This window comes from Microbacterium sp. SORGH_AS_1204 (assembly GCF_030818935.1).
Classification (GTDB): domain Bacteria; phylum Actinomycetota; class Actinomycetes; order Actinomycetales; family Microbacteriaceae; genus Microbacterium.
On the sequence record NZ_JAUTBD010000001.1, the window covers coordinates 1,295,594 to 1,318,907 of the forward strand.

At 72.4% G+C, this 23,314-nt stretch carries 16 protein-coding genes; 13 read left to right on the top strand and 3 right to left on the bottom strand.

Going from position 1 to position 23,314, the window contains the following annotated elements; translation table 11 throughout:
• Positions 1-38 precede the first annotated feature (38 nt).
• From QE410_RS05955 to QE410_RS05980, 6 genes are all read left to right on the top strand, one after another.
• The gene (locus tag QE410_RS05955) at positions 39-7,067 is read left to right on the top strand and encodes a TIGR03773 family transporter-associated surface protein (protein WP_307329217.1); all 7,029 of its coding nucleotides are present in this window, start codon (positions 39-41) and stop codon (positions 7,065-7,067) included.
• Positions 7,068-7,165: 98 nt separating this feature from the next.
• Complete coding sequence (locus QE410_RS05960; protein WP_307329220.1) at positions 7,166-8,653, top strand: anchored repeat ABC transporter, substrate-binding protein; 1,488 nt, start codon at positions 7,166-7,168, stop codon at positions 8,651-8,653.
• The gene (locus QE410_RS05965; protein WP_307329223.1) at positions 8,650-9,708 is read left to right on the top strand and encodes a choice-of-anchor M domain-containing protein; all 1,059 of its coding nucleotides are present in this window, start codon (positions 8,650-8,652) and stop codon (positions 9,706-9,708) included. The genes QE410_RS05960 and QE410_RS05965 overlap by 4 nt, the downstream gene beginning before the upstream one ends.
• Positions 9,705-10,466 (top strand): anchored repeat-type ABC transporter ATP-binding subunit, encoded by a 762-nt coding sequence (locus QE410_RS05970; RefSeq protein ID WP_307329227.1) that lies wholly within the window; start codon positions 9,705-9,707, stop codon positions 10,464-10,466. The genes QE410_RS05965 and QE410_RS05970 overlap by 4 nt, the downstream gene beginning before the upstream one ends.
• Positions 10,463-11,413 carry an anchored repeat-type ABC transporter permease subunit gene (locus QE410_RS05975; RefSeq protein ID WP_307329230.1) on the top strand — a complete coding sequence of 317 codons (951 nt, stop codon included), beginning with the start codon at positions 10,463-10,465 and terminating at the stop codon, positions 11,411-11,413. The genes QE410_RS05970 and QE410_RS05975 overlap by 4 nt, the downstream gene beginning before the upstream one ends.
• The gene (locus QE410_RS05980; protein ID WP_307329233.1) at positions 11,410-12,237 is read left to right on the top strand and encodes a lytic transglycosylase domain-containing protein; all 828 of its coding nucleotides are present in this window, start codon (positions 11,410-11,412) and stop codon (positions 12,235-12,237) included. Before QE410_RS05975 ends, QE410_RS05980 begins: the two co-directional genes overlap by 4 nt.
• A 173-nt stretch (positions 12,238-12,410) precedes the next feature.
• On the opposite strand, the gene QE410_RS05985 is transcribed toward QE410_RS05980, so the two are convergent.
• Positions 12,411-12,779, bottom strand: coding sequence for a VOC family protein (locus QE410_RS05985; protein ID WP_307329235.1), 369 nt, complete (start codon positions 12,777-12,779; stop codon positions 12,411-12,413).
• Between the two features lie 92 nt (positions 12,780-12,871).
• Here QE410_RS05985 and QE410_RS05990 point away from each other — a divergent pair, with 92 nt between their 5' ends.
• From QE410_RS05990 to QE410_RS06015, 6 genes are all read left to right on the top strand, one after another.
• Positions 12,872-13,702 (top strand): hypothetical protein, encoded by an 831-nt coding sequence (locus QE410_RS05990; RefSeq protein ID WP_307329238.1) that lies wholly within the window; start codon positions 12,872-12,874, stop codon positions 13,700-13,702.
• 76 nt (positions 13,703-13,778) lie between these two features.
• Complete coding sequence (locus tag QE410_RS05995; RefSeq protein ID WP_307329241.1) at positions 13,779-16,301, top strand: ATP-dependent Clp protease ATP-binding subunit; 2,523 nt, start codon at positions 13,779-13,781, stop codon at positions 16,299-16,301.
• Between the two features lie 444 nt (positions 16,302-16,745).
• The gene (locus QE410_RS06000) at positions 16,746-17,627 is read left to right on the top strand and encodes an LLM class flavin-dependent oxidoreductase (protein WP_307329244.1); all 882 of its coding nucleotides are present in this window, start codon (positions 16,746-16,748) and stop codon (positions 17,625-17,627) included.
• A complete protein-coding gene (locus QE410_RS06005) occupies positions 17,624-18,400 on the top strand; it encodes an LLM class flavin-dependent oxidoreductase (RefSeq protein WP_307329247.1) in 777 nt (258 codons plus the stop codon). The genes QE410_RS06000 and QE410_RS06005 overlap by 4 nt, the downstream gene beginning before the upstream one ends.
• A gap of 335 nt (positions 18,401-18,735) precedes the next feature.
• Positions 18,736-19,356 (top strand): hypothetical protein, encoded by a 621-nt coding sequence (locus QE410_RS06010; RefSeq protein ID WP_307329249.1) that lies wholly within the window; start codon positions 18,736-18,738, stop codon positions 19,354-19,356.
• Positions 19,357-19,436: 80 nt separating this feature from the next.
• Positions 19,437-20,315: a serine hydrolase gene (locus tag QE410_RS06015; protein WP_307329252.1), complete on the top strand. Its 879-nt coding sequence runs from the start codon at positions 19,437-19,439 to the stop codon at positions 20,313-20,315.
• 13 nt (positions 20,316-20,328) lie between these two features.
• Here QE410_RS06015 and QE410_RS06020 read toward each other — a convergent pair whose 3' ends face one another.
• Positions 20,329-20,823, bottom strand: coding sequence for a GNAT family N-acetyltransferase (locus tag QE410_RS06020; RefSeq protein ID WP_307329254.1), 495 nt, complete (start codon positions 20,821-20,823; stop codon positions 20,329-20,331).
• A 49-nt stretch (positions 20,824-20,872) separates the two neighbouring features.
• On the opposite strand from QE410_RS06020, the gene QE410_RS06025 reads away from it, so the two are divergent.
• Positions 20,873-21,280, top strand: a complete 408-nt coding sequence (locus tag QE410_RS06025) for a hypothetical protein (RefSeq protein WP_307329257.1) — start codon at positions 20,873-20,875, stop codon at positions 21,278-21,280.
• Positions 21,281-21,318: 38 nt separating this feature from the next.
• Here the strand turns inward: QE410_RS06025 and QE410_RS06030 are convergent, their stop codons facing one another.
• Entirely contained in the window at positions 21,319-22,968 is a 1,650-nt protein-coding gene (locus QE410_RS06030; RefSeq protein WP_307329261.1) for an ATP-dependent DNA helicase RecQ, read from the bottom strand.
• Positions 22,969-23,314 lie beyond the last annotated feature (346 nt).

The window sequence follows — 23,314 nt, forward strand, 5'->3', positions numbered from 1 at the left end:
CGTCCCGCCCCCGCACTCCCTCTCTGGAAAGACCTCGAATGCCGCGCCCCGTTCGTCCCCGGTTCATCGCTCCCGCCGCTCGAACGCCGGCCGTGCGCGCGCGCGTCGCGGCGGCGATCCTCGCCGCCGCCATGATCGCGACCATGGTCGCCCCCGCCCACGCCAGCGCTGATCCGGCGCAGGATGTCGGGTCGATCGCGGATACCGCTGATTCAGGGGGGCTCGACGGCGGTCCGGCCTCTCCTTCGGCCTCCCCCACCCCCACCTCCACGTCCACTCCGAATGCGATGCCCGCTGACTCCCCGGCCCCGGAGGCGACCTCGGCGCCGGACGCTCCTACCGTCTCCTCTTCTGCTGCCGCGACGGCTGACGCCGACGTCGAGACGGCCGCCGAGCCCGGTTCCGTCGTCGTCGACGAGGGCCAGGTCGCCCTGGCGTCGCGGATCGTCGACGGCGACCTCCGCGTGGACCTGACCAACGCCGGGGGGATTCTCGATCCCGCGAAGACGGTCTTGGTCGTCCGCGATGCCGAAGCCTGGCCGGGCGAGGCCGAGGGGCAGGACCCGGCGTTCTGGACCGAGATGTCGCCAGAGCGCGCGCCGATCTGGAGAACCCCCACCCCGTCGACACCCGGTACCGGGCCTTCTCTCGTCCTGGATGCGAGCGGCGTCGACCCCACCTCCCTCTTCGTCCCCGTCTCCGCCGTCGAAGCGACCATCCGTACGTCGCTCGTCGCCGCATCGGGTCCGGCCACGATGGGCCTGCTCAGCGACGGGGCCTACGACCTCGGCACGTCGCAGCGTCCGGCGCGCAGTATCCCCGTCGCCCAGACCTACCCCCAGCCGGACAGCGTCTGGGGGCCGACCAGGCTGCCGCTCGGAGCGGCGTTCGCTGCGGAGGGTGCATACTGCGTCACGATCGGCACGCACGCCCAACTCGTCGACGGGACGTTCGTCAACCACGACGTCACGATCACCTTCGCCGTCGGCGCCGTGGACATCGCGACGGTGACTCCCTGCGCGCAACCCGCCGCGATCCCGCCGCAGGAACCGCAGCCCCGCCCCGCGACCACGACGGGCGTGACCGTGGTGTCGTCGGGAACGGCACTGCTGGCCACGACCCTGCGCGAGGGGTCCCTCTCGCTCGACGCCGTCGTCGAGGATCGCGGACGCACCACCTCGTACGACCCGTCTCGCGTGGTGTTCTCGCTGCCCACCCGCGACACGCGCTGGCCGGCGACCGGGTACCGGGCGACGCAGCAGGACATCTGGGCGCGCCACCTCGCCCCGGAGGAACGGGCCTACCGGACGCTCGGGCGCTTCATCGCGCCGGGCACCGCACCGTCGGAGCGCGACGAGTGGAGCAACGACCTCACGCTGGACCTCGAGGCACGCTTCGTCGACGCGGCGTCGCTGGCGCCCGATTCCGGGGTCGACTACTCCTTCCTGGGAGCGACCAGCACCGCGCAAAGCGGTCGGTTCTTCGCCTATTGGCAAACGGGTGCCGTCGTGCCGTCCCCGGATGCCATCGGCTTCTGGAGCACGCGCGCTCCCGAGGAGGCCGTTCCCCAGTGGCGCCCGGCCTCCGGACCAGATGCCCCGTTCTACGACCGCGAGAAGCAGTACACCGGTGCGGAGGCTCTCGGCACCGCCTTCACCGAGCCCGGCGTGTACTGCGTCACGCTGGAATCGTCGACGAGACTCATCGACGGCACCCCCGTGTCCGACCGGGCGACCTTCACGTTCGCCGTCGGCACGGATGCCGACGCCGTCGTGCCGTGCGCACAGGACACCGACGCCACCACCGTCGTCCGGGAGGGCGACGTGCGCGTCGCCGCGCACGTGACAGACGGCGATCTGGTGCAGGAACTCGTCGTGGGAGACACCGTGCTCGATCCCGCCCGCACGGTGTTCGCCCTTCCCACGAGCGAGCAGCGCCCGGAATCCGCCGACGGTCAGGGCTCCGCCTTCTGGGACGAGGTCGCGCCGCAGGGCGGCGCCATCTGGCGATCGCGGACGCCCGAGAACGCCGGAAACGCCCTCTCCTTCGCCCTCGACACCAGCGGCATCCCGTTGACCGCTCTGTATGACCCCGAATGGGCCCCAGAGCAGGCCAAGCTCCGCACCTGGCTCGGATCGGTGCTCGGTTCTCGGGGCGGACTGCTGGCGGACGGCAGGACCGACGCCGGAACGAGCAGTCGTGCCGGTGATGCGGCCCCGCGCCTGCGCACACGGGTCGGCGAGGGGACCGAGCCGCGGCCTTTCTCGCTGGCGTTCGGGGAAGCCGGCCGCGCCTGTGTCACGCTCGACAATCACGCGCAGCTCGCCGACGGCACCTTCGTCAACCGCGACCTCACCCTCACCTTCGCGGTGGGCGTGGATCCCCAGACGGTGGAGCCGTGCGCGCAGCCCGCCGCCATCGCGCCGCAAGCGCCGCACCCGATCGCATCGGCGGCGACGGGAACCACCGTGCTCGACTCGGGCACGGTGCTGATGGCGCCCACCCTGGCCGACGGCGCGCTCACCCTGAACGCCGTGACCGTGGATCGCGGCCGCACCACTGCTTACGACCCCGCGCGCGTCGTGTTGTCGGTGCCGTACGAGGACACTCAGTGGCCCGCTCACGACGGCACGGTCAACGACAAGGAGATCTGGGCGCAATACCTCCCCGAGGGGAGCACGGCATACCGTACCTCCGGTCGGTTCGTCCCGGACGACCGTCGCCTCGACGACGAGCACGCGAACGATCTCGTCGTCGACGTGGACGCACGCTTCGTCTCGGCGGACGGCCTCCGCGTGATGCCGGACGAGGGTGCGACCGTCGCTTTCGACTTCAGCGGCACGACGAACGCTTCGGGGAACGGGCGGTTCTTCACCTACCGGCAGGACTACTCCCGGCACGTGGACGGACCCGAGAACATCGGGTTCTGGGACAGCGCCCCCGAGGCGGAGCGGATGACGATCGCGCGCGCAACCGCGACGACCGAGGAATGGGGCGAGCCGTTCTACAACCGCGCCGAGGAGTACGCGGGAGCGGGAGCCCTGGGCACCGTCTTCACCGAAGCGGGCGTGTACTGCGTGAGCGTGCGCTCCTCGGCGACGCGCGTCGACGGCGTCGCCATCGAGGACAGCGCGACGTTCACCTTCGCCGTCGGCGTGGACGCGTCGGCCGTGAAACCGTGCGACCAGGACGACCCGGACGGCCCCGACGACCCGGACGGCCCCGACGACCCGGACGGCCCCGACACGCTGGACCCCTCCGTCGCGTGGCTGCAGAAGGGGCACACCGATCTCGCCGTCCGCGAGAACGGGCGAGGCGGCATCGAGTTCGCCACCGGCGACGGGCACACCGACGTCGGCATGCACGGCTTGAAGGACACGGTGTGGGTCGGGCGCGGCGAGTACGCGCGATTCACCGTGCGTGAGCCGGACGCCGGCGACGACAGGACGTTCATCGGACCTCCCGGTACGACGTACTACGGCTTCTCCGCCGGCAGCCAGTACGTCGACTACACGCTCTGGCCGGGCCTGAGCACGCTGTATCTGCCCGTGGGATTCACTCAGCGTCACACCACCTGGTCGCTGCAGAAGGTCTCCGGCCCCGGGGAAGCGTACGCGTGGTCGAACAGTTCGTTCATGCTCGATTCGCGCCGCTCGACCCCCGTCCCCTTCTCCCTGGCGCGCACGCACCGGCACCTCAACTGGGCGTTCACCGAGCCCGGCGTGTACTGCCTCGCCGTGCGCGCCGACCTCCGCACCACCGCCGACGAGAGCCGTGATGTCTCCACAGCCTCGCTGCTGACGGTGGCCGTGGGCGACATCGATCTGTCGACGGTCCAGCCGTGCGAGCGCACGACCGCGATCCCGGATGCACCGTCACCCGGGGGCGTGGCTCTCTCGACCGCTCCCGCCGTCGTCGACGGCGAGACTCTCGCGCCCTCCCTCGAACTGCGTCGTGTGAACGGCGTGCCCGATGTCGTGGGGTCGACGGAGGAGAAGAACACCCCCCGCACGATCTTCTTCGACCCGGAGCGGACGATCTACTCGGCGTCGGCGACCGCCGAGACGTACCGAATTCAAGACCGCTGGCGCACACTCGAATGGGATGCCGGAGGCAGCGACGTCACCCTCACCCTCGGGGACGTGAGAGGCCCGGGCTCGTACGCACGCCGTGGCAACAGCATCGATTCTCAGGCGGTGCAGCTCGACTCGGGTTCGACCCCCGCGAGAACGACGGAGACCCTCTGGCCGAACTCGAATTTCCCGGCCACCCACGTCTTCTCGGCGGCCGGGGTGTACTGCGTGCCAGTGACGTGGTCGGGCACCCTCGCTGACGGCACCGCCTTCCGCGTGACCAAGACGCTGACCTTCGCCGCCGGTGTCGACACCGCGGGCATCACCCCCTGCGCCGACGGGGGCGGCGGCACCGAGCCCGTCGATCCCGACCCCGAGACGCCCGACGCGGAATGGGACGTGCCCAACCACACGCGCACCGAGTCCGGTGCCACCATCGTGGCCGCCGGTCACGTCGACGTCGCGGCGCGCCTGGACGGCGATCGGCTGACCACGGTGATCGCCGACGCGAGCGACGCCGCGCAGGAAGAGGCGCTGCGGGCACCCTCCGACACCGTGCTGCAGGTGCGTCCCGAGGCGCAGAGCACCGTCCCCGCCGATGCCGCGTACGCGTTCCTCGGCGCGGCGGGTGCGAAGACCTGGCTCCTGCCCGAGACGGAGGCCGAAGGCATCCTGTGGCCGGGGTGGTCCACCGAGGCCATTCCCACGACGGCGACGACCGGCGGGGTGACGTGGTCCCTCGATCGCGCCGAAGGACCGGGGGAGTTCGCGCTGTATCAGACGCCGTTCACCGGCCCGCGGGTCTTCTTCGACACCCGTGACGGCATCGACGCGGCCGATGCCTTCGAGATTCCGAAGAACATCCACGCGCACGGTACCTGGGCGTTCAGCGCGGAAGGCACGTACTGCCTCGGCTTCACGCGCTCGGCGACACTCGCCTCGGGCCAGGCGGTGAGCGATTCGTTCACGCTCGCGTTCGCGGTCGGCGCCGTCGCGGTCAAGAAGGTCGACCCCACGCGCTGCTTCCAGGCACCCGACGGTGCGCCGACGGAACCCGACACGACGCCCATCGCCCGCGACGGTCTCACGGATGCCACCCGCGGCGGTGTGCAGGTGCTGAACGCCGACACGGGGATCACCGCGGGCCAGCTGGTCACGGTGCAGGTCGACCGGGCCCGCGCGGGCCAGTGGGTCTCGCTGTGGCTCGACGACACCGCATGGCTCGGCTGGGCGCGCATCGGCTCGTCCGGCGCGGTGCAGGTGCGCCTGCCCGCCGACGCGGACACCGGAGCGCACGTCGTCGTCGTCAAGGATCGGGCGGGCGCCCTGTCGGGATGGGATGACCTGCAGATCGTGGCATCCTCCGTTCCCGAGAACCCGGGGGACCCCGAGCCCGCGACCCCCGGGGCGTGGGACGTGGCGAACGGCACGGTCAACCGTGCGGGTGCGGTTGTGCTGAACGACGGACACGTCGACATCGCCTCACTCGTGCAGGACGGCACGCTCGTCACGCGCATCAAGGACTCGGCATCCGTCACCGAACCCGTGTACCGCGACGTCTCCCGCACCGTGCTGCAGCTCAAGCCCGGCTCGCGTGCGAGCGTGCCCGACGGCGACGCATGGCGGTTCCTGGGCGACCCCGGCTCGCCGTTCTACCAGGTGACGCAGACGCAGCAGAGCGGACTCGTCTGGCCCGGCTGGTCGACCGAGGGCATCCCGCTGTCGGCGACGACCGGCGGCGTGACGTGGTCGCTGGTCGACGTCTCGGGACCGGGACGGTTCGCCCTGTACGAGACCGGTGCCTTCGGGCAGCCGACGGTGCTGTTCACCACGCACGACGGCATCTCGTCCGCCGATCGCGTGACGATCCCGAAGAACACGCACGCGCACGGCTCGTGGGCGTTCAGCGCCGAGGGGAACTACTGCCTCTCGATGCAGCGCACCGCCGAGCTGAGCGACGGGCGGGTGTCGAGCGACACGTTCGTGCTCGCCGTGGCCGTCGGCACGGCCGACGTGATGTCGGTGAACCCCGCGCGCTGCGGACAGACCGTCGACACCGGGACGATCGAGGTGCCCGTGCCGCCGCGGGACGACGCCCGGTCCGCAACCCCCGCGGTGCAGCAGCTCGCCGCCGCCGCGTGCGTCGCGAGCGCGAGCGTCGTCTCGTCGGGTCACGTCGACTACGCCTCGCGCATCGTCGACGGGTCGCTGCAGTCGCTCATCGGCGACGACACCTCCGGCACCAAGGTGTACCGGGAACCCTCGAGTACGGTGCTCTGGCTGAAGCCCTCGGCGCGAGTCACCCTGCCCGCCGGCTTCGGCCAGGTCGGGGCGGCCGGATCCACCGTCTGGCAGGTGCCGCAGACGCAGAACCCCGACCTGGTCTGGCTCGGCTGGAACACCGAAGCGCTCAACGCCGGGAACACGGCGGGACCGGTGCGGTGGACGATCGACGGCATCGACGGGCCGGGACGCGTGAGCGTGTACCTCTCCGGTGCCTTCGGCGGCATCCAGCAGACCATCTTCTCGGACGGTGGGTCGTACGACATCCCGCTCGGAGTCCACGCGCACGCCAACTGGGCCTTCAGTGCGGAGGGGGTCTACCGGATCACCTCGACCCAGACGGCCACTCTCGCCGATGGCCGCGTCTCGCGCGACCGCGAGACGCTCACGATCGTCGTGGGCGACGTCGATCCGCGCACCGCCGTCGCAGGCGGAGCGGGGTGCGCGGTCACTGCTGCGCTCGTCACCCCCGCCCCGGCTGCGGTGGCGGCGGAGCAGGCCGCGGTAGAGGCCGCGGACGCCGCCCGACGCACCCTGCCCGGACAGGGATCGGATGCCGACGGCTCCGCGGATCCGCTGGCCTCGCTGGCATCCGCGGGCCCCGTTCCCCTGCTGCTGGCGATCCTCGGCGGACTGTTGGCGGTCGGTGCGGCCGGGTCGGGTGTGCTGTGGTGGCGTTCGCGACGGCGACTCGGCGGGCTGGCTCCGTGAGGCGTGGCGGCGCGGTCGCGGCGGTGGCGGTCTGCGCGCTCGCGATGACCGGCTGTGCGGGGCCGCCCTCGCTCTCCGCCGACGGCGGTCGCTTGCGCGTGGTCACCACCACCGGCATCCTGCGGGATCTCGTGCACAACGTCGGCGGTGATCGCGTGGACGTGGTCTCGCTCGTGCCCGACCGCGCCGACCCTCACGCGTACGAGCCGACGCTGCGCGACGCCCGCAACGTCGTCTACGCCGACGTGGCCTTCTCGAACTACGCGATGCTCGAGGAGCAGGCGGTCATCAAGACCCTGGATGCCAACCTGCGCGGCGACGCGGTGAGCGTCTCGCTCGCCGAAGAATCGGTGAAGTACGCGGCCGAGATCATTCCGCTCGTCGAGGACGTCTCGCTCGACACCGTGTGGCTCGGGCTCCGCGCGCACGGGCGGGGGGCCGCGTACGAGGCGACCCGGACGTCGGAGGTGGAATTGTCGGCGGTCGCGGCGACCGGGCCGGGCTCCATCGTGGCGTACCTCACCGGGTCGTTCGGCGACACCGACCGCTACATCGACTCGTCCGACGGGTTCGACCCCGCGGACGGGTATCGCGACGACACGGTGACCCTTCCTGCCGACGCGCACACGCACCTGTCGTGGGCGTTCACCGAACCCGGCACCTATACGCTGACGCTCCGCGCGCGCCTGCAGGTCGACGACACCGCGCGCCCGGTCGACCTCGGCGAGGCGACCTACGTCTTCGCCGTGGGCATCGACCCGGGGGAGGCCGCGGTCGACGCCGGGCTCACCGATCCCGTCGTGCTCGACAGGGGGCACGCCGATCTCACGGTCGACGTGGATGCCGCCCGCCTGGGGGTGCGATACGACCCGAGCGGCGGAGGAGACCACACGCAGCAGACCCTTGCCGCTGACCGCGTGATCGTCGCGGTTCCCGGGAAAGCGCGAACGGAGATCCCCGCGGGGGAGGAGTTCCGCTTCCTCGGGCGCGCGGGTCAGCCCGTGTACCAGCTCGCGCAGGCGGTGCTCGGCAAGCACGTGCACGGCGAGATCGACCCGCACCTCTGGCAGGACGTGCGCAACGCGATCGCCTACGTGCAGCTCATCCGCGACACCCTCATCGCCGCCGACCCCGCCCACGCGCGCGACTACACCGAGAACGCGCGACGCTACCTCGCGGAGCTGGATGCCGTGGATGCCGAGGTGCGCGCGGTGTACGCGAGCATCCCGCCGGGGGATCGCTCCCTGGTGACCACGCACGACGCCTTCGGCTATCTCGCTCACGCCTACGGACTCGAGATCGCCGGTTTCGTCACGCCGAACCCCGCGGTCGAGCCCTCGCTCGCCGACCGCCGCCGCCTCGCCGACACGATCCGGAACCTTCACGTGCCCGCGGTCTTCCTCGAGCCGAACCTGGCGGCGCGCTCGTCGACCCTCACCGACGTCGCCGACGACCTCGGTGTCCGGGTCTGCCCCATTTACGGAGACGCCTTCTCCGACACCGTGACCACCTACGTGCAGCTCGTGCGCGCCAACGCCGACAGTGTGCGCTCGTGCCTGTCCCCCTCCGCGGAAGGAACCCCATGATCCCGTCCCTGCGTGCGCGTGCGCGGGCTGCCGTCGTCGTTGTGGCGGCGGTGCTCGTGTCGGGCCCCGCCGCTGCGGCATCCGCTCTCCCCGGCGGTCCCGGAGCGCCGTCCGCTCGTACCGCCGCGGCATCCACTCTGCCCGCTGTGCGCTCGGCGACCGGTGAGGACCCGAACCTCGACCAGACGCTCGGCGAGCTTGCGATCGTCCACGGCGAGCGCGTGCTCGAGGCGGGCCACCTCGACATGGGCCCGAAGTACGACGACGACGGGGTGTGGCGCTTCCTCATCCACGACGACGTCGCCAAGGCCGATGCAGGCGCCACGAGCGTGTGGCGCTACCCGGATGAGACCGTGCTCCACGTGCGCGACGAGGGCAAGCTCGTCGTGCCCGACGATGCCGCGTACGCCTTCGTGGGCGCGGACCCGGGGAGCGAGGTGTGGGTCGCGCCGCAGACGCAGGATCCCGACGTCGTCTGGATCGGATGGAACACGCAGGACCCCACGGTCATGCAGACCGTCGACCGCGGCGTCACGCTGTCGCTGCGGGCCGTCGAGGGACCCGGGACCATGACGACCTACCTGCAGTCCGGCTCGTTCGGCGCGCCGCAGGTGCTCTGGGACTCCCGCGTCGCCGAGGCGCAGCCGGTGTGGGTCGACGTGAACACCCACACCCACGCGAACTGGGTCTTCACGGCCCCGGGGGTCTACCTCGTCGAGCTGACCGCCGAAGCCGACCTGATCGACGGCTCGCACGTGTCGGACACGCAGCGTCTGCGGCTCGCCGTGGGTACGGCCACCTCGCCCGACGAGGCGTTCGCGGCGACGTGGGCCGGGGGAGGGGATGCCGAATCCGCGGCGCCGATGGATGCCGAGACCGCTGCGCCGAGCTCCGAACCACCCCTCGTGCCGATCCTCGTCACGGCGATCGTCGTCGTGGCGGCGGGCATCGTCGGCGGGGCGATCGCCGTCTCCGTCCGCTCGGCGCGGGCCAAGCGCGTCGCCCTCGGACGAGGGGCCTCGGGAGCGGATGCCGACGCGGGGGTGCGATCGTGACCGGCGCGGCAGCGGCTCTCGAGGTGAGCGATGTCGCGGTCGATCTGGGCGGCCGACGCGTGCTGCAGGACGTCGACCTCGTCGTCGAGCGGGGAGAGCTCGTCGGGCTCCTCGGGCCGAACGGCGCGGGCAAGACGACGTTGCTGCGCACGGTGCTCGGGCTCCAGCCGACAGTCGCGGGCCGGGTCCTCGTCGAGGGGCGGGTGACTCGCCCGGGCCGCGCGGCCATCGGCTACGTGCCCCAGCGGCACGAGTTCGCCTGGGACTTCCCGATCTCGGTCGCCGATGTCGTGATGACGGGCCTGACCGGACGGCTGGGACTGCTGCGCCGACCCGGTCGCCGGGAGTGGGAGGCCGTGGCCGAAGCCCTCGAGCGGGTGCGGATGTCCGAGCTCGCCGAGCGCCCCGTCGGGCAGCTGTCGGGCGGCCAGCGACAGCGCGTCCTGGTGGCACGAGCTCTGGCCCTGCAGCCCGCCGTCCTCCTGCTCGACGAGCCCTTCACGGGTCTCGACATGCCGACCCAGGGCCTGCTCGCGGCGCTCTTCGCCGATCTCGCCCACGAAGGGCACGCCGTGCTCATGACCACGCACGATCTGCTCGGCGCGATCGACGGCGCCGATCGCCTCGCGTTGCTCAACCGCACGATCGTCGCTGCCGGAACGCCCGCGCATCTCGCGCGAGACACACGGGCGTGGCGCGGGGCTTTCGGTGTCGGACCGGACTCCGCGCTCGTCCGCATGGTGCGGAGCGTCGCATGAGCCCCGTCGACTTCGTCGCAGACCTGCTCAATCCCGACCTCGCGTTCCTCCCGAAGGCCCTGGCGGTGGCGGTGATGTCGTCGATCGTGTGCGGCATCGTCGGCACCTATGTGGTGCTGCGCGGGATGGCCTTCATCGGCGACGCGGTCGCGCACGCGGTGTTCCCGGGACTCGCCGTCGCCTTCGTCGTGTCGGGCAACCTCGTGCTGGGCGGGACGATCGCCGGCGTCCTCACCGCGGTACTCGTGGCCGTGTTCGCCCAGAACCGCCGGCTCAAAGAGGACTCGATCATCGGGATCTTCTTCGTCGCCGCCTTCGCGCTCGGCATCGTGGTCATCTCGCAGGCGCCGGGGTACGCGGGATCGCTCCCGCAGTTCCTCTTCGGCTCGATCACCGGCATCCCCGACGAGGACCTCCCCGTCATCGCCGCGACGTCCGTCGTCGTCCTCGCCGCGGTGCTCCTGCTGAACAAGGAGCTCGTCACGGTGAGCCTGGACCGAGAATCTGCCCGGGCGCTCGGCCTGCGGGTGTTCTGGCTCGACCTGGCGCTCTACGTGCTGGTGACCCTCGCCGTCGTCATCAGCGTCCAGACCATCGGCAACATCCTCGTGCTCGCGCTGTTGGTCACCCCGGCCGCCACCGCGCGGCTGCTCACCGACCGCCTGGGCATCATGATGCTGCTCGCGCCGGCCATCGGAGCGGGCGCCGCGCTCATCGGGCTCTACCTCTCGTGGTCGTGGGCCCTGCCCACCGGCGGGACGATCGTCCTCGTGCTGACCGCGGTGTTCCTCGGGGCCTGGACGCTGTCTCCGCGCCAGGGGGTGATCGGCCGTGTCCTCGCTCGGCGCCGGCCGACGCCCTCGTCTCGCGACCGCCTTCCGCCCGGAACGACCCGGTCGGAGGCCGCCCCTCTCGCGCCCGACCTCGCTCCGGAAGGACGACCATGACCGCCCCCGAACCTCTGCTCCCGCCCGTCTCGCGCTCGCGGCTGTGGCCCGTCGTGACGGTCGCGCTCGCGCTGCTCGCCGCGGGCGCCCTCGCCGGTGCCGTCGGCGCGCTGGCGGTGACCCCCTCGGCTCCGCAGGGCGTCGTCTCGTCGTCGACCTCCCCGGGGGGAGCCGACTCGGTCGCGTCGCCTGCGCCGACCCCTGAGCGCTCCGTCGCCGTGACCGAAGCGGTGGACGGCGCGGCCGCGGCGCGAACGCCCGTGTCGGCGCTTGCCGACCCGGACTGGATCGACCGGGTCTCGGCATCCACCGGCATCCCGGGCCGGGCGCTCGCCGCCTACGCGGGCGCCGTCATCGACGTCTCTCGCACCCACCCCGGCTGCGGGATCGGGTGGAACACCGTCGCGGCGGTGGGTCTCGTCGAGAGCGAGCACGGCAGCATGAACGGCGCGCACCTCGCGGCCGACGGCACGGTGTCGCCCGCGATCATCGGCATCCCTCTCGACGGGAACGGCACCGAGGTCGTGCGCGACACCGATCAGGGGGCGATCGACGGCGACGCCGTGTGGGACCGCGCCGTGGGGCCGCTGCAGTTCATTCCTTCCACGTGGGCGCAGGTCGGGCGTGACGGCAACCGCGACGGGGTCGTCGACGTCAACCAGATCGACGACGCGGCCCTGTCGACCGCCGAGCACCTGTGCGACGTGGGCGGTGACCTCAGCCGGCCGCAGAACTGGATCGCCGCGGTCCACGCGTACAACCCGTCGGTGGAGTACAACAACCGTGTGGCCGCCGCCGCGGAGCAGTACGCGGCGGCGCGCTGAGGCACACCGCCGCGGTGTCGGAACCGGATGCCACAGTGCCCTCGTGCGCCTGCGGACCGCCTCGACGCAGCGGACGTACCCGCGTGGGAGCGTCTGCGCACCCTCGAAGAACTCCCGCATGCCTTCCGGATCTCAGGCTCGACGGGTGGCCGCCCGAGGAGCGCGGGGCGGTGTCACCGCGCGGGGAGTTGCTGAAGGGTCCACCGGTTGCCGTCGGGGTCGGCGAAGGTGACGAAGCGCCCCCACGCCTGCTCGTCGACGCCCTCCGCGGTGGCGCCAGCGGCCCGAAGCTGTTGCAGGGCCGCAGCGGCGTCGGCGACGACGACCTGGATGGTGTCTTGCTGCCCGGGCTCGAGGGTGAGCCCGAGCCCGGTGCCGAACGCGATCGAACACGCGGAGCCCGGCGGAGTCATCTGCACGAAGCGCAGGGCCTCGTCGACCTGTTGGTCGTGGTCGGCGTGGAAGCCGATCGATTCGTAGAACGCTTTCGCCCGGTCGACGTCGGAAACCGGCACGAAGATGAGCTCGATCTTCCAGTCCATGTGCACACCCTCCTCGATGTGCGGCCAGTATGGCCCCGGCCTCCGACATCGGAAAGGGGGGCGGTGTCGGAACGGGATGTCAGGATGCCGGTATGCGCGTCCGCACCACCTCGACTCAGCGCACCTACCGCTACGTGCGGCTCGCCCTGATCGGCGCGACCGTCCTCGTCGGTGTCGCCGTGGGGATCGAGCTCGTGGCCGGAGCATCGCTGCCCTCGATCAGCGCGGCGTATTACGGTCCCGCGGGTCCGGTATTCGTCGGTGGGCTCACCGCGATCGCCCTCGCGCTTCTCGCGCTGTCGGGTCGGAGTGTCGAGCAGGCTCTGCTCGACATCGCCGCCGTCCTCGCGCTCGCCGTGGCCTACATCCCCACCACCGTCGCCGCGGGCGCATGCGAGCCGGTGCTGAGGTGTGTGCCGCCCGACGTACGAGCGACGGTGGTCAACAACGGTGCGGCCGTCGCATCCATGGTCCTGCTCGGGGCGGTCGCGGCGGCGATCATCGCCCTCGTGCAGCGGACCGCGAGCCGTGGAGTGGGGGCAACGATCGGGGTGATCGTCTCGCTCACGGTCGCGGGGGTGGCGTGGGCTCTGGTGTCGCCCGAGAGCTTCCTCGCGCGGGCGCACGAGGTCGCCGCCGTGGCGTTCTTCGTGCTGATCGCGGCGGTGGCGGCCATCGCCGCGTGGCGTCCGCACGCGATCGGCCGCCGGGGTGTCTTGCTGCGGCGCATGTACGCAGCCTCGGCGGTCGGCATCCTGTCGACGCTCGTGCTCATCGTCGTCGGACTCCTCTCCGGCGTCGCCCGCTCGGGCTTCCCCGTCGTGCTCGTGGGGGAGTCGGTCGCTCTGGCGTTGTTCGGGGTGTTCTGGGTGGTGCAGACGGCGGAGCTGTGGAACGAGCCCGATCCGCGCCTGCGGGAATAGCCGCGACACCCTGGCGTTGAAGTTGATACGAGCGCGCTCAAGTCGCGTTCGCATCCACGGATCACAGGAGACGGAATTGCCCGAAGACTTCACCCCCGGCGCCGGGGACGACGGCGCCCAGTCGTTCGACGAGTTCCTCGCGCGCTACCTCGCGGGCGAGCAGGCGCGCGCCGAGCGTTCCATCGACCTCAGCCGCTTCCTCAGCGCCCGCACTCAGGACGCCCTGCAGGCAGCCGGCCGCTTCGCCCTCGGACGCGGTCAGCGCGAACTCGACGCGCTGCACGTGCTCCACGTGCTGGTCGGTCGCTCGCCCGCCAAGGACGCGGTCGCGCGCCTCGGCGCCGACCCCGCGGCGATCGCCCGTGCCGCCGAGAGCCGCCTGCCCGCCGCGGGCGCCCCGGCGCACGTCGACGGCGCCGTGGTCGCCGGTTCGGTGCAACGCGCCCTGTTCCACGCGTTCCAAGTCGCTCGCGCTGCGGGCTCGACCTACGTCGACCCCGACCACCTGTTCTTCGCGCTCGTGCTCGCGCAGGACGCCCCCGCCGGGCAGATCCTCGCGCAGGCCGGTGTCACCGCCGAGGCCCTGACCCAGGGCGTGCGCGAGACCGTGGTCGGTGAGCCCGAGACCCCCGCGGAGGCGATGAGCGCCACCCCGAACCTCGACCGCTTCGGCACCGACCTCACCGCGCGCGCCGCCGCCGGCGAGCTCGACCCGGTGATCGGCCGCGCCGACGAGATCGAGCAGACGATCGAGATCCTCAGCCGTCGCACCAAGAACAACCCCGTGCTCATCGGCGAGGCCGGCGTCGGCAAGACCGCCGTCGTCGAGGGGCTCGCGCGTGCGATCGTCGCGAACGAGGTGCCCGAGCAGCTGCGCGATACGCGCGTGGTCGCGATCGACCTCGCCGCGATGCTCGCGGGCGCCCGCTATCGCGGTGACTTCGAGGAGCGTCTCACCCAGACGATGGACGAGATCGCGGCATCCGAGAAGCTCGTCGTCTTCATCGACGAGGTGCACACCCTCGTCGGTGCGGGCGGCAGCGGCGACGGATCCATGGATGCCGGCAACATCCTCAAGCCCCGCCTCGCCCGCGGCGACGTGCACCTCATCGGCGCGACCACCCTGCGCGAGTACCGCACGATCGAGAAGGACCCGGCGCTCGAGCGTCGCCTGCAGCCCGTGCGCGTGGGTGAGCCGTCGATCCCGGATGCCGTGGAGATCCTGAAGGGGCTCCGCCCGGCGTACGAGCAGCACCACGCCGTCAGCTACACCGACGACGCCCTGCGCGCCGCGGTGGAGCTCAGCGACCGCTACCTCTCCGACCGTGTGCTTCCCGACAAGGCGATCGACCTCATCGACCAGGCCGGCGCGCGGTTGCGGCTGCGACTGGGCGTCTCCGTCGACACGTCGTCGCTGATCGAGCGGCTCGCGACTCTCGAGGCCGACAAGAACGCCGCCGTCTCGGGCGAGCACTACGAGGAGGCATCGCGTCTGCGCGACGAGATCGCCGCGGTGCAGACGCAGCTCGAGGAGGCGACGGCCGGCCCCCGTACGGCCGCGATCGTCGACGAGCCCGAGATCGCCGCGGTGATCAGCCGGGCCACCGGCATTCCGGTCGCGCGTCTCACCGCCACCGAGCGCGGACGCCTCGCCGACCTCGAGACCGAGCTGCACGCCCGGGTCATCGGACAGGATGACGCGGTGGCCGCCGTGGCGAAGGCCGTGCGCCGCAACCGCACGGGCATGGGCGATGAGAACCGTCCGGTCGGATCGTTCCTCTTCCTCGGACCCACGGGCGTCGGAAAGACCGAGCTCGCGAAAGCCCTCGCCGGGTCGTTGTTCGACGACGACGGCGCGGTGATCCGCTTCGACATGAGCGAGTTCGGCGAGCGGCACACCGTCTCGCGGCTGATCGGCGCCCCTCCGGGATACGTCGGCTACGACGAGGCCGGTCAACTCACTGAGCGCGTGCGCCGCAACCCGTATGCGGTCGTGCTCTTCGACGAGATCGAAAAGGCCCACCCCGATGTCTTCACGCTGCTGCTGCAGGTGCTCGACGACGGTCGCCTCACCGACGGCCAAGGGCGCACGGTCGACTTCCGCAACACGGTCATCGTGATGACCTCGAACCTGGGCGCCGAGGTGCTGGCATCCCGTTCCGGGGCCATCGGCTTCACCACGACCGGGCGCGACTTCGCCGAGAACGACCTGCGCGACCGGGTGATGGGTAAGCTCCGCGAGGCCATGCGGCCGGAGTTCCTCAACCGCATCGACGACATCGTGCTGTTCCGCAAGCTCGAGAAGGACCAGCTGCGCGAGATCGTGCGGCTGCTGCTGGGAGCCTCCGCGCGGCGGTTGGCTGCGCGAGGCATCTCGCTCGAGGTCACCGAGGCGGCCGTCGACCGGCTCGCCGATGTCGGCTACGAGCCCGAGTACGGTGCGCGGCCGCTGCGCCGCGTCATCCAGCGAGAGGTCGACGACCGGATCGCCGACCTGTTCGTCTCGGGTGAGCTGAGCGACGGGGGCCGGGTGCACGTGGATGCCGACGGCTCGGGCTTCGTCGTGAGGGCTTCGGCCGCGGCCGTGCTCGCGGCGTGACGCGACGGCTGGACGCCGCCGGTGCTTCGGTGCCGGCGGCGTTTCGCTGCGCGGGTGGGCTGCCCGGCGGGGTGTTCGCCGTGCGGGCGCGGGTCTGCCGGCCGCGTGGGTGGGGTGCCCGGCGGGGTGTTCGCCGTGCGGGCTGCGGGTCCGCCGGCCGCGTGGGTGGGCTGCCCGGCGGGGCGTTCGCCGTGCGGGCTGCGGGTCCGCCGGCCGCTTGGGTGGGGTGCCCGGCGGGGCGTTCGCCGTGCGGGCTGCGGGTCCGCCGGCCGCGTGGGTGGGTGTCCGTCGCGTGGGTGCGAGGCTGCCCACGGCGGAGTCGCACAACTCCTGCAGAGTTCGGCAGAACCGGCGCCTGCCCGCCCGCAGCCCCGCACCTGCAGGAGTTGTGCGGCACGCGAAACCCCCTGCCGCGATGTCGGAGGGGCGCGGCAGAGTAGACGCATGAGTCGTATCGGCACGATCTTCAGCCCGTACCCGCATCCGCCCGAAGAACTGCGCGACGCCGCGCGGGCGGCTGAAGACGCGGGGATCGAGGAGCTCTGGCTCTGGGAGGACTGCTTCCGCTCGTCGGCGTGGGCAGCGGCGGCGGCAGCCCTCGCCGTCACCGACCACCTTCGCATCGGCGTCGGCATCGCGCCCCTGCCGCTTCGCAACGTCGCGGCATCCGCCATGGAGATCGCCACCATCGAGCGCATGTTCCCCGGTCGCCTGCTGCCCGGGTTCGGCCACGGCGTGCAGGACTGGATGCGACAGGTCGGCGCCAAAGCCGCCTCGCCGCTCACGCTCATGCACGAGCAGCTGCCCGCCCTGCGCGCGCTGCTCGCGGGCGAGACGGTCACCACCGAGGGGCGATACGTCCGGCTGCGCGACGTCACGCTCGACTGGCCGCCCACCCAGGCCCCCCTCGTCTACGCCGCAGCCGAGGGCCCGAAGACCCTCGCCCTTGCGGGAGCCGTGGCTGACGGCGTCGTGCTCGACAGTCGTCACACCGTCGCAGAGGTCGCCGCGGCGGTCGAGACCGTGCAGGCGGGCCGATCCGGCGCCGGACGCGAGGGTCGCGCCGATGTCGTCGCCTACGTGCTCACCGCCTTCGGTCCCGGCGCGCGCGAGCGGGCGACCGCGGTGCTCGGCGACCGCCCCGACGCGGTCGATCGAGTGCTCGCGGGCTCCGTGTCGGAGGTGGCCGAGGGGGTCGCGCGGTTCCAGGCGGCTGGCGTCGACGACGTGGTGCTGCTTCCCACCGACGACGTCGACCTGGCGGCCTTCTTCGCCGCCGTCGGTCAGGTCGCGGTGTCGGTGCCGCACGCCGGAGGCGTCTCGTGAGCCGCGGCGTGGTCTCGCTCGGGCTCGCCGGGTCGTTGGGACCCGAGGCGATCGCCCGCATCGCGCCCGCGGTCGAGAGTGCCGGTTTCCACACGCTGTGGGTCAACGACACCCCCGACGGCGACGCACTGGCGGCTCTGGCCGCCGCCTCGCGGGTGACCGAACGGCTGCACCTCGCGACCGGGGTCGTGCCGGTCGACCGCCGTCCGGCTCATGCGATCGCCGCCGACGTCGCATCGCTCGGCCTTCCTCTCGACCGGCTGACGCTCGGCATCGGTTCAGGCGCGTCGAAAGCGGGGGCCCTCGCCCGCGTGCGCGACGCGATCGAGGTGCTTCACGACGAGGGGATGCCCCGCGTGCTGGTCGGAGCACTCGGGCCGAAGATGCGCCGTACCGGAGCCGAGCAGGCCGAGGGGGTGCTGCTCAACTGGGTGCCGCCCACCGAAGCACACGCGCAAGCCGGCGCCCTGCACGCGATCGCCCCCGCGGCCCACGTCGCCGTCTACGTGCGCACCGCGATCGTCTCGGCCGCCCGCTCCCGGCTCGACGCCGAGACGGCGCGCTACGCGTCGTTTCCGAATTACGCCGCCAACTTCGAACGGATGGGGGTGAATGCCGCTGACACGACCATCCGCGATGTCACCGAACTGGGCGATGCGCTCCAGGCGTACACCGCAGCCGCCGACGAGGTGGTGCTGCGCGCCATCGTGCCGGAGGACACCGTCGAGGCGTACGTCGAGTTCGCCCGCCGGACGGCCCCGTCGCCGGGGTGAGTGCGCGTCGCGCTGCCCGGGTGAGCGCGCAGCGCGCTGCGCGGCGGGCGCGCCGTGCGGTGCCTGGGCGAGTGCGCCGCGCTGCCTGGGTGATCGCCTGCGGTGTTTCCCGGGTGAGTGCCCGCCGCACCGCGCGGGGGAGCGCCCGCCGCACCGCGCGAGGGAGCGCCTGCCGCACCGCGCGGGGGAGCGCCTGCCACACCGCGCGGGGGAGCGCCTGCCGCACCGCGCGGGGGAGCGCCCGCCGCACCGCGCGGGTGAATGCGCAGCGCCCTGCCCGGTCAGCGCGCACCGGGTTGCCGGGGCGGTCGTCGCCTGCGACATAGCATGGGCCCATGCGACGACTCCTGGTGACGGCAACGGCCGTCTTCGCCGCCACGGCTCTTCTCGCCGGGTGTGCCGGCGTGCCCGCGGCCGACACCGCGGCGGTGACCGAGACGACCCCCCGTGTCGGGCCGCCGCCCGCGACGCAGGAGCCGTACCTCGGTTCCGAGCCGTCACCGACGGCCCCGGCCACGCCCGACCCCGCCGCCGCCGTCGCACAGGCTGCCGCCTGGCTCGACGCGATCGTGCTGCCCGAGGGAGCGGCGCGCGTCGACGGCGGAGCCGTGGGCTTCTCGTCCCACACGGGCTGGATCTGCAGCCCGATCGCCGAGGAGGGCGCCGTGTGGCGCATCCCCGGGGCGAGCGTGGCACAGACGGTCAATTGGATCCGTGAGAACCCGCCCGCCGATCTGGTGAGCACGGCCTACGGCTTGCTTTCCGACGACCCGGTCGTTTCGTCCGCGGCGACCGGCTTCACCCCGGCCGATCGCTCGCAGCAGGGGGTCGTCCTCACCGTCGAGAAGAACGGCGACGGGGTGGCCGTGCGTGCCGAGGTCGCGGCCCTGTCGGCGGGATCGGTGTGTCAGCCCCCGCCCGCCGGCAGCACCTGGGGACTCCCCGGGCAGGGCTGAGGACCGCACCCGCAGCGCCGGCGGGAGCGGCCCGCCCGCGGGGCCCGTACGGTCGGAGCGCGCCCGCTACCGTGGACGACATGCCCGACCCTCGCCGTGCCCTCGACGCCATGGTCGCGGCGATCGACGACGAGGGGCTCGAGGCCCACGGGGTGCACGTCCTCATCGGCGACGAGGGCGTCGAGCATCGATGGGCCCCCGATGAGCCCGCCGACGTGTACTCCGCGTCGAAGGGGGTGAGCGTCGTCGCCGCCGGCATCGCGGTCGACGAGGGCGTCCTCACACCGGATACGCGAGCCGTCGACGTGCTGCCTCTCGGCGACGTCGGCGCGGGCGCCGAGGCGGTCACCCTGCGGCACCTGCTGACGATGACGAGCGGCATCGACTTCGAATGGTTCGCCGGCGACCCGATCCCCGACGTCGATCTCGCCGCGGCGGTGCTGCGCACGCCGTCGCGGGGACCGGGCCGCGTATTCCAGTACTCCGATGCGAGCACGTACGTCGCGATGCGGATGCTCGCGGCCCGCGTCGGCGACGTGCACGACTGGCTCCGCCCGCGCCTGTTCGAGCCCCTCGGCATCCTCGATCCGACATGGCGGCGGTGTCCGCTCGGACACATGCTCGGCGGCAGCGGGCTCGAGCTGCGCACGAGCGAACTAGCGCGCATCGGACGACTTCTCCGCGACGGCGGTCGCGTCGGGGATCGGCGAGTCGTGGATGCCACCTGGGTCGCGGCGATGCACGATGACTGCTTCGACACCGGCGCGCCGTCCCCCTGGTCACGCTACGGGCGGGGGTGCTGGAGCGGGCCGGGCAGCGGGTGGCGCCTCGACGGCCTCTATGGCCAGTACGTTCTCGTCGTCCCCGCGCGCGACGCCGTCGTCACGATCACGGCACACGAGGAGGAGCGCGATCACCGCCTCGTCGAGATCGCGGCCGAGGCGATCGAGGCGGCCTGATGCGTGGGCGGGCTCAGCGGACGAGTCGCACGGTGCGGGGGATCGGCCCGAACGACGACTCTGCCCCGTCGGGGCGGAAGCCGTTGCGCCGGTAGAACGCGTGCGCGCGGGGATTGTCGGCGGCGACCCACAGCTGCGCCGGACGGTCGCCGAGCACGGCGTCGAGCAGCGCCTGACCCGCGCCGCTGCCGTGGGCGCGGGCGAGGACGTAGAGCATCGTCAGTTCTTCCGCCCGCGCCGCCGCCGGATCGTCGACCGCCTGGACGGCGGCGAAGCCCACGACCTCGCCATCGATGCGGGCGACCAGCGTCGTGAAGGCGCCGTGGTCGAGGTTCTCGCGCCACATGCCGATCCGCCGATCGACGGCGAACCACGGGCTCGTGTCGGGGTCGTCGACGAAGCGTCCGTAGGTCTCGCGCCACGATGTCGCGTGGATCGTCGCGATCGTCACGGCGTCGTCGCGCTCCGCGGGGCGGACGTCGAGGGCATCGTCGTCGGTCGTCGGCATGTCGGGAGCCTACGGCCCGAGGCGGTGCAGCGGGTGCAAGACTGACCGGATGCCACGTCGTCGAGGTCTCACCGTCCGATCGGCCGCGCGCGGGGCGCTCGCCCTGCTGCTGGTCGGAGCCGGAAGCGGCCACCTCACGTGGGGGAGGCGTGGCTACCGCATCGTCGTGCCGGGCTGGGCGACGCGTCTGCTGCACACCGACAAAGACGCCATCGTCGTGGCATCCGGTGCCGTCGAGATCGTGCTCGGCGTCGCGCTCATCGCGCTGCCGGGGGAACGCCGACGCATCGGTACGGCCATCGCGGCCTTCTTCGTCGCCGTGTTCCCCGGCAACGTGCACCAGTGGCGCACCGGTCGATCGGCGCCGGGACTCACCACCGATCGCGCGCGCCTCGTGCGGCTGTTCCTGCAGCCGGTGCTCGTCGCGTGGGCGTGGTGGGCGACGCGCGCACGCTGACGCGCCCCCGGGTCGCCCGTCCGCGCGGACTCGCACGGCTACGCCGCCTCGCCGAGCTCCAGGATGCCGCTGTCGAAAGCCGCGCGGGCGAGCACCTTGTACCCGTGCTCGGGGAAGAACACGGTGAGCCGGTCGTCTTCGATCCCCATGACGGTGCCGGTGCCGAACTCGCCGTGCTCCACGATGGAGTCGATGCGGATGCCGTCTCCCTCGGCGTCTTCGGTCGGGGCGTCGGCGGGGGCCGATGCGCCGGCGTCGCAGCGGTCGCACGCCCCGCACTGCGCCGGCGTCTCCACGCCGAAGTACTCCAGCAGTGCCCGCCGGCGACAGCGGGTCGTCTCGGCGTAGCCGCGCATGATCTCGATGCGCGAGGCGCGGATGCGCTCCTCGGCCTCGTCGCGCTCGCGCACGGCATCCACGGCATCGCCGGCCGTCACCTTCTTCACCACGGAGACCCCCTCGGGTCCTGACGCCGCCAGTCCGCACGCGACGAGCTGGTTCAGCACGCGGCCGATCGCGCGCGTCGAGCGCCCGCTCTCGTCGGCGATGGCCTTCGCGCGCAGCGGCTTCTCCGCCCGTCGCAGCGCGTCCCACACCCCGGCGATGTCGGCGCGCTTGGTGTGCCCGCCGGCGAAGAACGACCGGAGCGAGAAGTCCTCGGCACGGTAGTGCAGTATCGCCCGTGCCGGCTCCCCGTCGCGGGCCGCGCGGCCGATCTCCTGGGCGTACGAGTCGAGCGACTCGGTGACGTCGGCGTGCACGACCAGGCGCACATCGCTCTTGTCGACGCCCATGCCGAACGCCGACGTCGCCACCACGACGTCGAGCTCGCCCGCGCTCCAGGCGGAGTGCACCTCGTCGCGCTTCTTCTGCGCCATGGCCCCGTGGTACGCGGCGGCCCGCAGCCCCAGGGCGGTGAGCTCGTCGGCGTACGCGTCGGTCTCTTTGCGCGTCGCCACGTACAACAGCGCCGGGCCACCGGCATCCTGCACGTCGGCGACGACCGCGCGACGCTTGTCGGCGTCGTGCTCGTGACGGCGCACGGCCATGTGGATCTCGGGGCGATCCATGCCGCGCACCTCGAGGTGCGGTTCGCGCATGCCGAGGCTCGACACGATGTCGTCGCGCACGGGAGCGGATGCCGTGGCCGTCAGCGCCAGCACGGGCGGGTGCCCGAGGGCGTCGACGGCGTCGCCGATCCGGGCGTAGTCGGGTCGGAAATCGTGGCCCCAGGCCGAAACGCAGTGCGCTTCGTCGACGACGACGAGGCGCACATCGGCGTTCGCCAGGCGGTCGAAGACCTCGGTGTTGGCGAGCTGCTCGGGAGCCAGGAAGGCGTACACGGCGTCGCCGCTCTCGATCGCGGCCCACGCCGCCTTCTTCGCGGACGCGCTGGTGCGGGAGTTCAGAGCGACCGCGGCGGGAGCGTCGGGGGCGGCGTCGATCGAGTCGATCTGGTCGCGCTGCAACGCGAGAAGCGGCGAGATCACGACGGTCACGCCGCCGAGCTCGCAGCCCGCGATCTGGTACACCGCCGATTTGCCCGCGCCGGTGGGGAAGACGACCAGGGTGTCACGACCGCCGACGACCGCGTCGATCGCCTCGGCCTGCCCGGGCAGCAGGTCGTCCCAGCCGAACACCTCACGGGCGGTGCGGGCGGACTGTTCGAGAGTTGCGGGAGCGTTCACGGGGACCTCATTCCTGGGGAGGCACCAGCACACCTCAGACCTCCGACATCGCGCCGGGGGTTGCGGCCTCGGGCGACGTGTGGTGTGCGTCATCCGTCCTCGCGCTCGAGGTGCATGGTGCGGGCGGCGCGAGCAGGACTCCTGCGATCCGGTGCGGTGTGGGCGGTGCGCTCGCGTCCGGAGCCGGTTCCGCAGGAGGTGTGCGCGACCGATCGGCTCTGAGCGTCGGGGGAGCGCGGGTCAGCGGCGATCGGCGCCGCGGATGCGGAGCCCCCGGGGAGGACGGATGCCACGACAGCGGCGCCGACGCAAGTGCGCGGGCGATGTCGGAGGGGGATGCCAGGAT

Bases quoted from the DNA above. Each gene is read 5' to 3' on its own strand.
- QE410_RS05955 (WP_307329217.1), top strand. From the start codon at position 39: ATGCCGCGCCCCGTTCGTCCCCGGTTCATCGCTCCCGCCGCTCGAACG.
- QE410_RS05965 (WP_307329223.1), top strand. From the start codon at position 8,650: ATGATCCCGTCCCTGCGTGCGCGTGCGCGGGCTGCCGTCGTCGTTGTG.
- QE410_RS05975 (WP_307329230.1), top strand. From the start codon at position 10,463: ATGAGCCCCGTCGACTTCGTCGCAGACCTGCTCAATCCCGACCTCGCG.
- QE410_RS05980 (WP_307329233.1), top strand. From the start codon at position 11,410: ATGACCGCCCCCGAACCTCTGCTCCCGCCCGTCTCGCGCTCGCGGCTG.
- QE410_RS05985 (WP_307329235.1), bottom strand. From the start codon at position 12,779: ATGGACTGGAAGATCGAGCTCATCTTCGTGCCGGTTTCCGACGTCGAC.
- QE410_RS05990 (WP_307329238.1), top strand. From the start codon at position 12,872: ATGCGCGTCCGCACCACCTCGACTCAGCGCACCTACCGCTACGTGCGG.
- QE410_RS06000 (WP_307329244.1), top strand. From the start codon at position 16,746: ATGAGTCGTATCGGCACGATCTTCAGCCCGTACCCGCATCCGCCCGAA.
- QE410_RS06010 (WP_307329249.1), top strand. From the start codon at position 18,736: ATGCGACGACTCCTGGTGACGGCAACGGCCGTCTTCGCCGCCACGGCT.
- QE410_RS06015 (WP_307329252.1), top strand. From the start codon at position 19,437: ATGCCCGACCCTCGCCGTGCCCTCGACGCCATGGTCGCGGCGATCGAC.
- QE410_RS06020 (WP_307329254.1), bottom strand. From the start codon at position 20,823: ATGCCGACGACCGACGACGATGCCCTCGACGTCCGCCCCGCGGAGCGC.
- QE410_RS06025 (WP_307329257.1), top strand. From the start codon at position 20,873: ATGCCACGTCGTCGAGGTCTCACCGTCCGATCGGCCGCGCGCGGGGCG.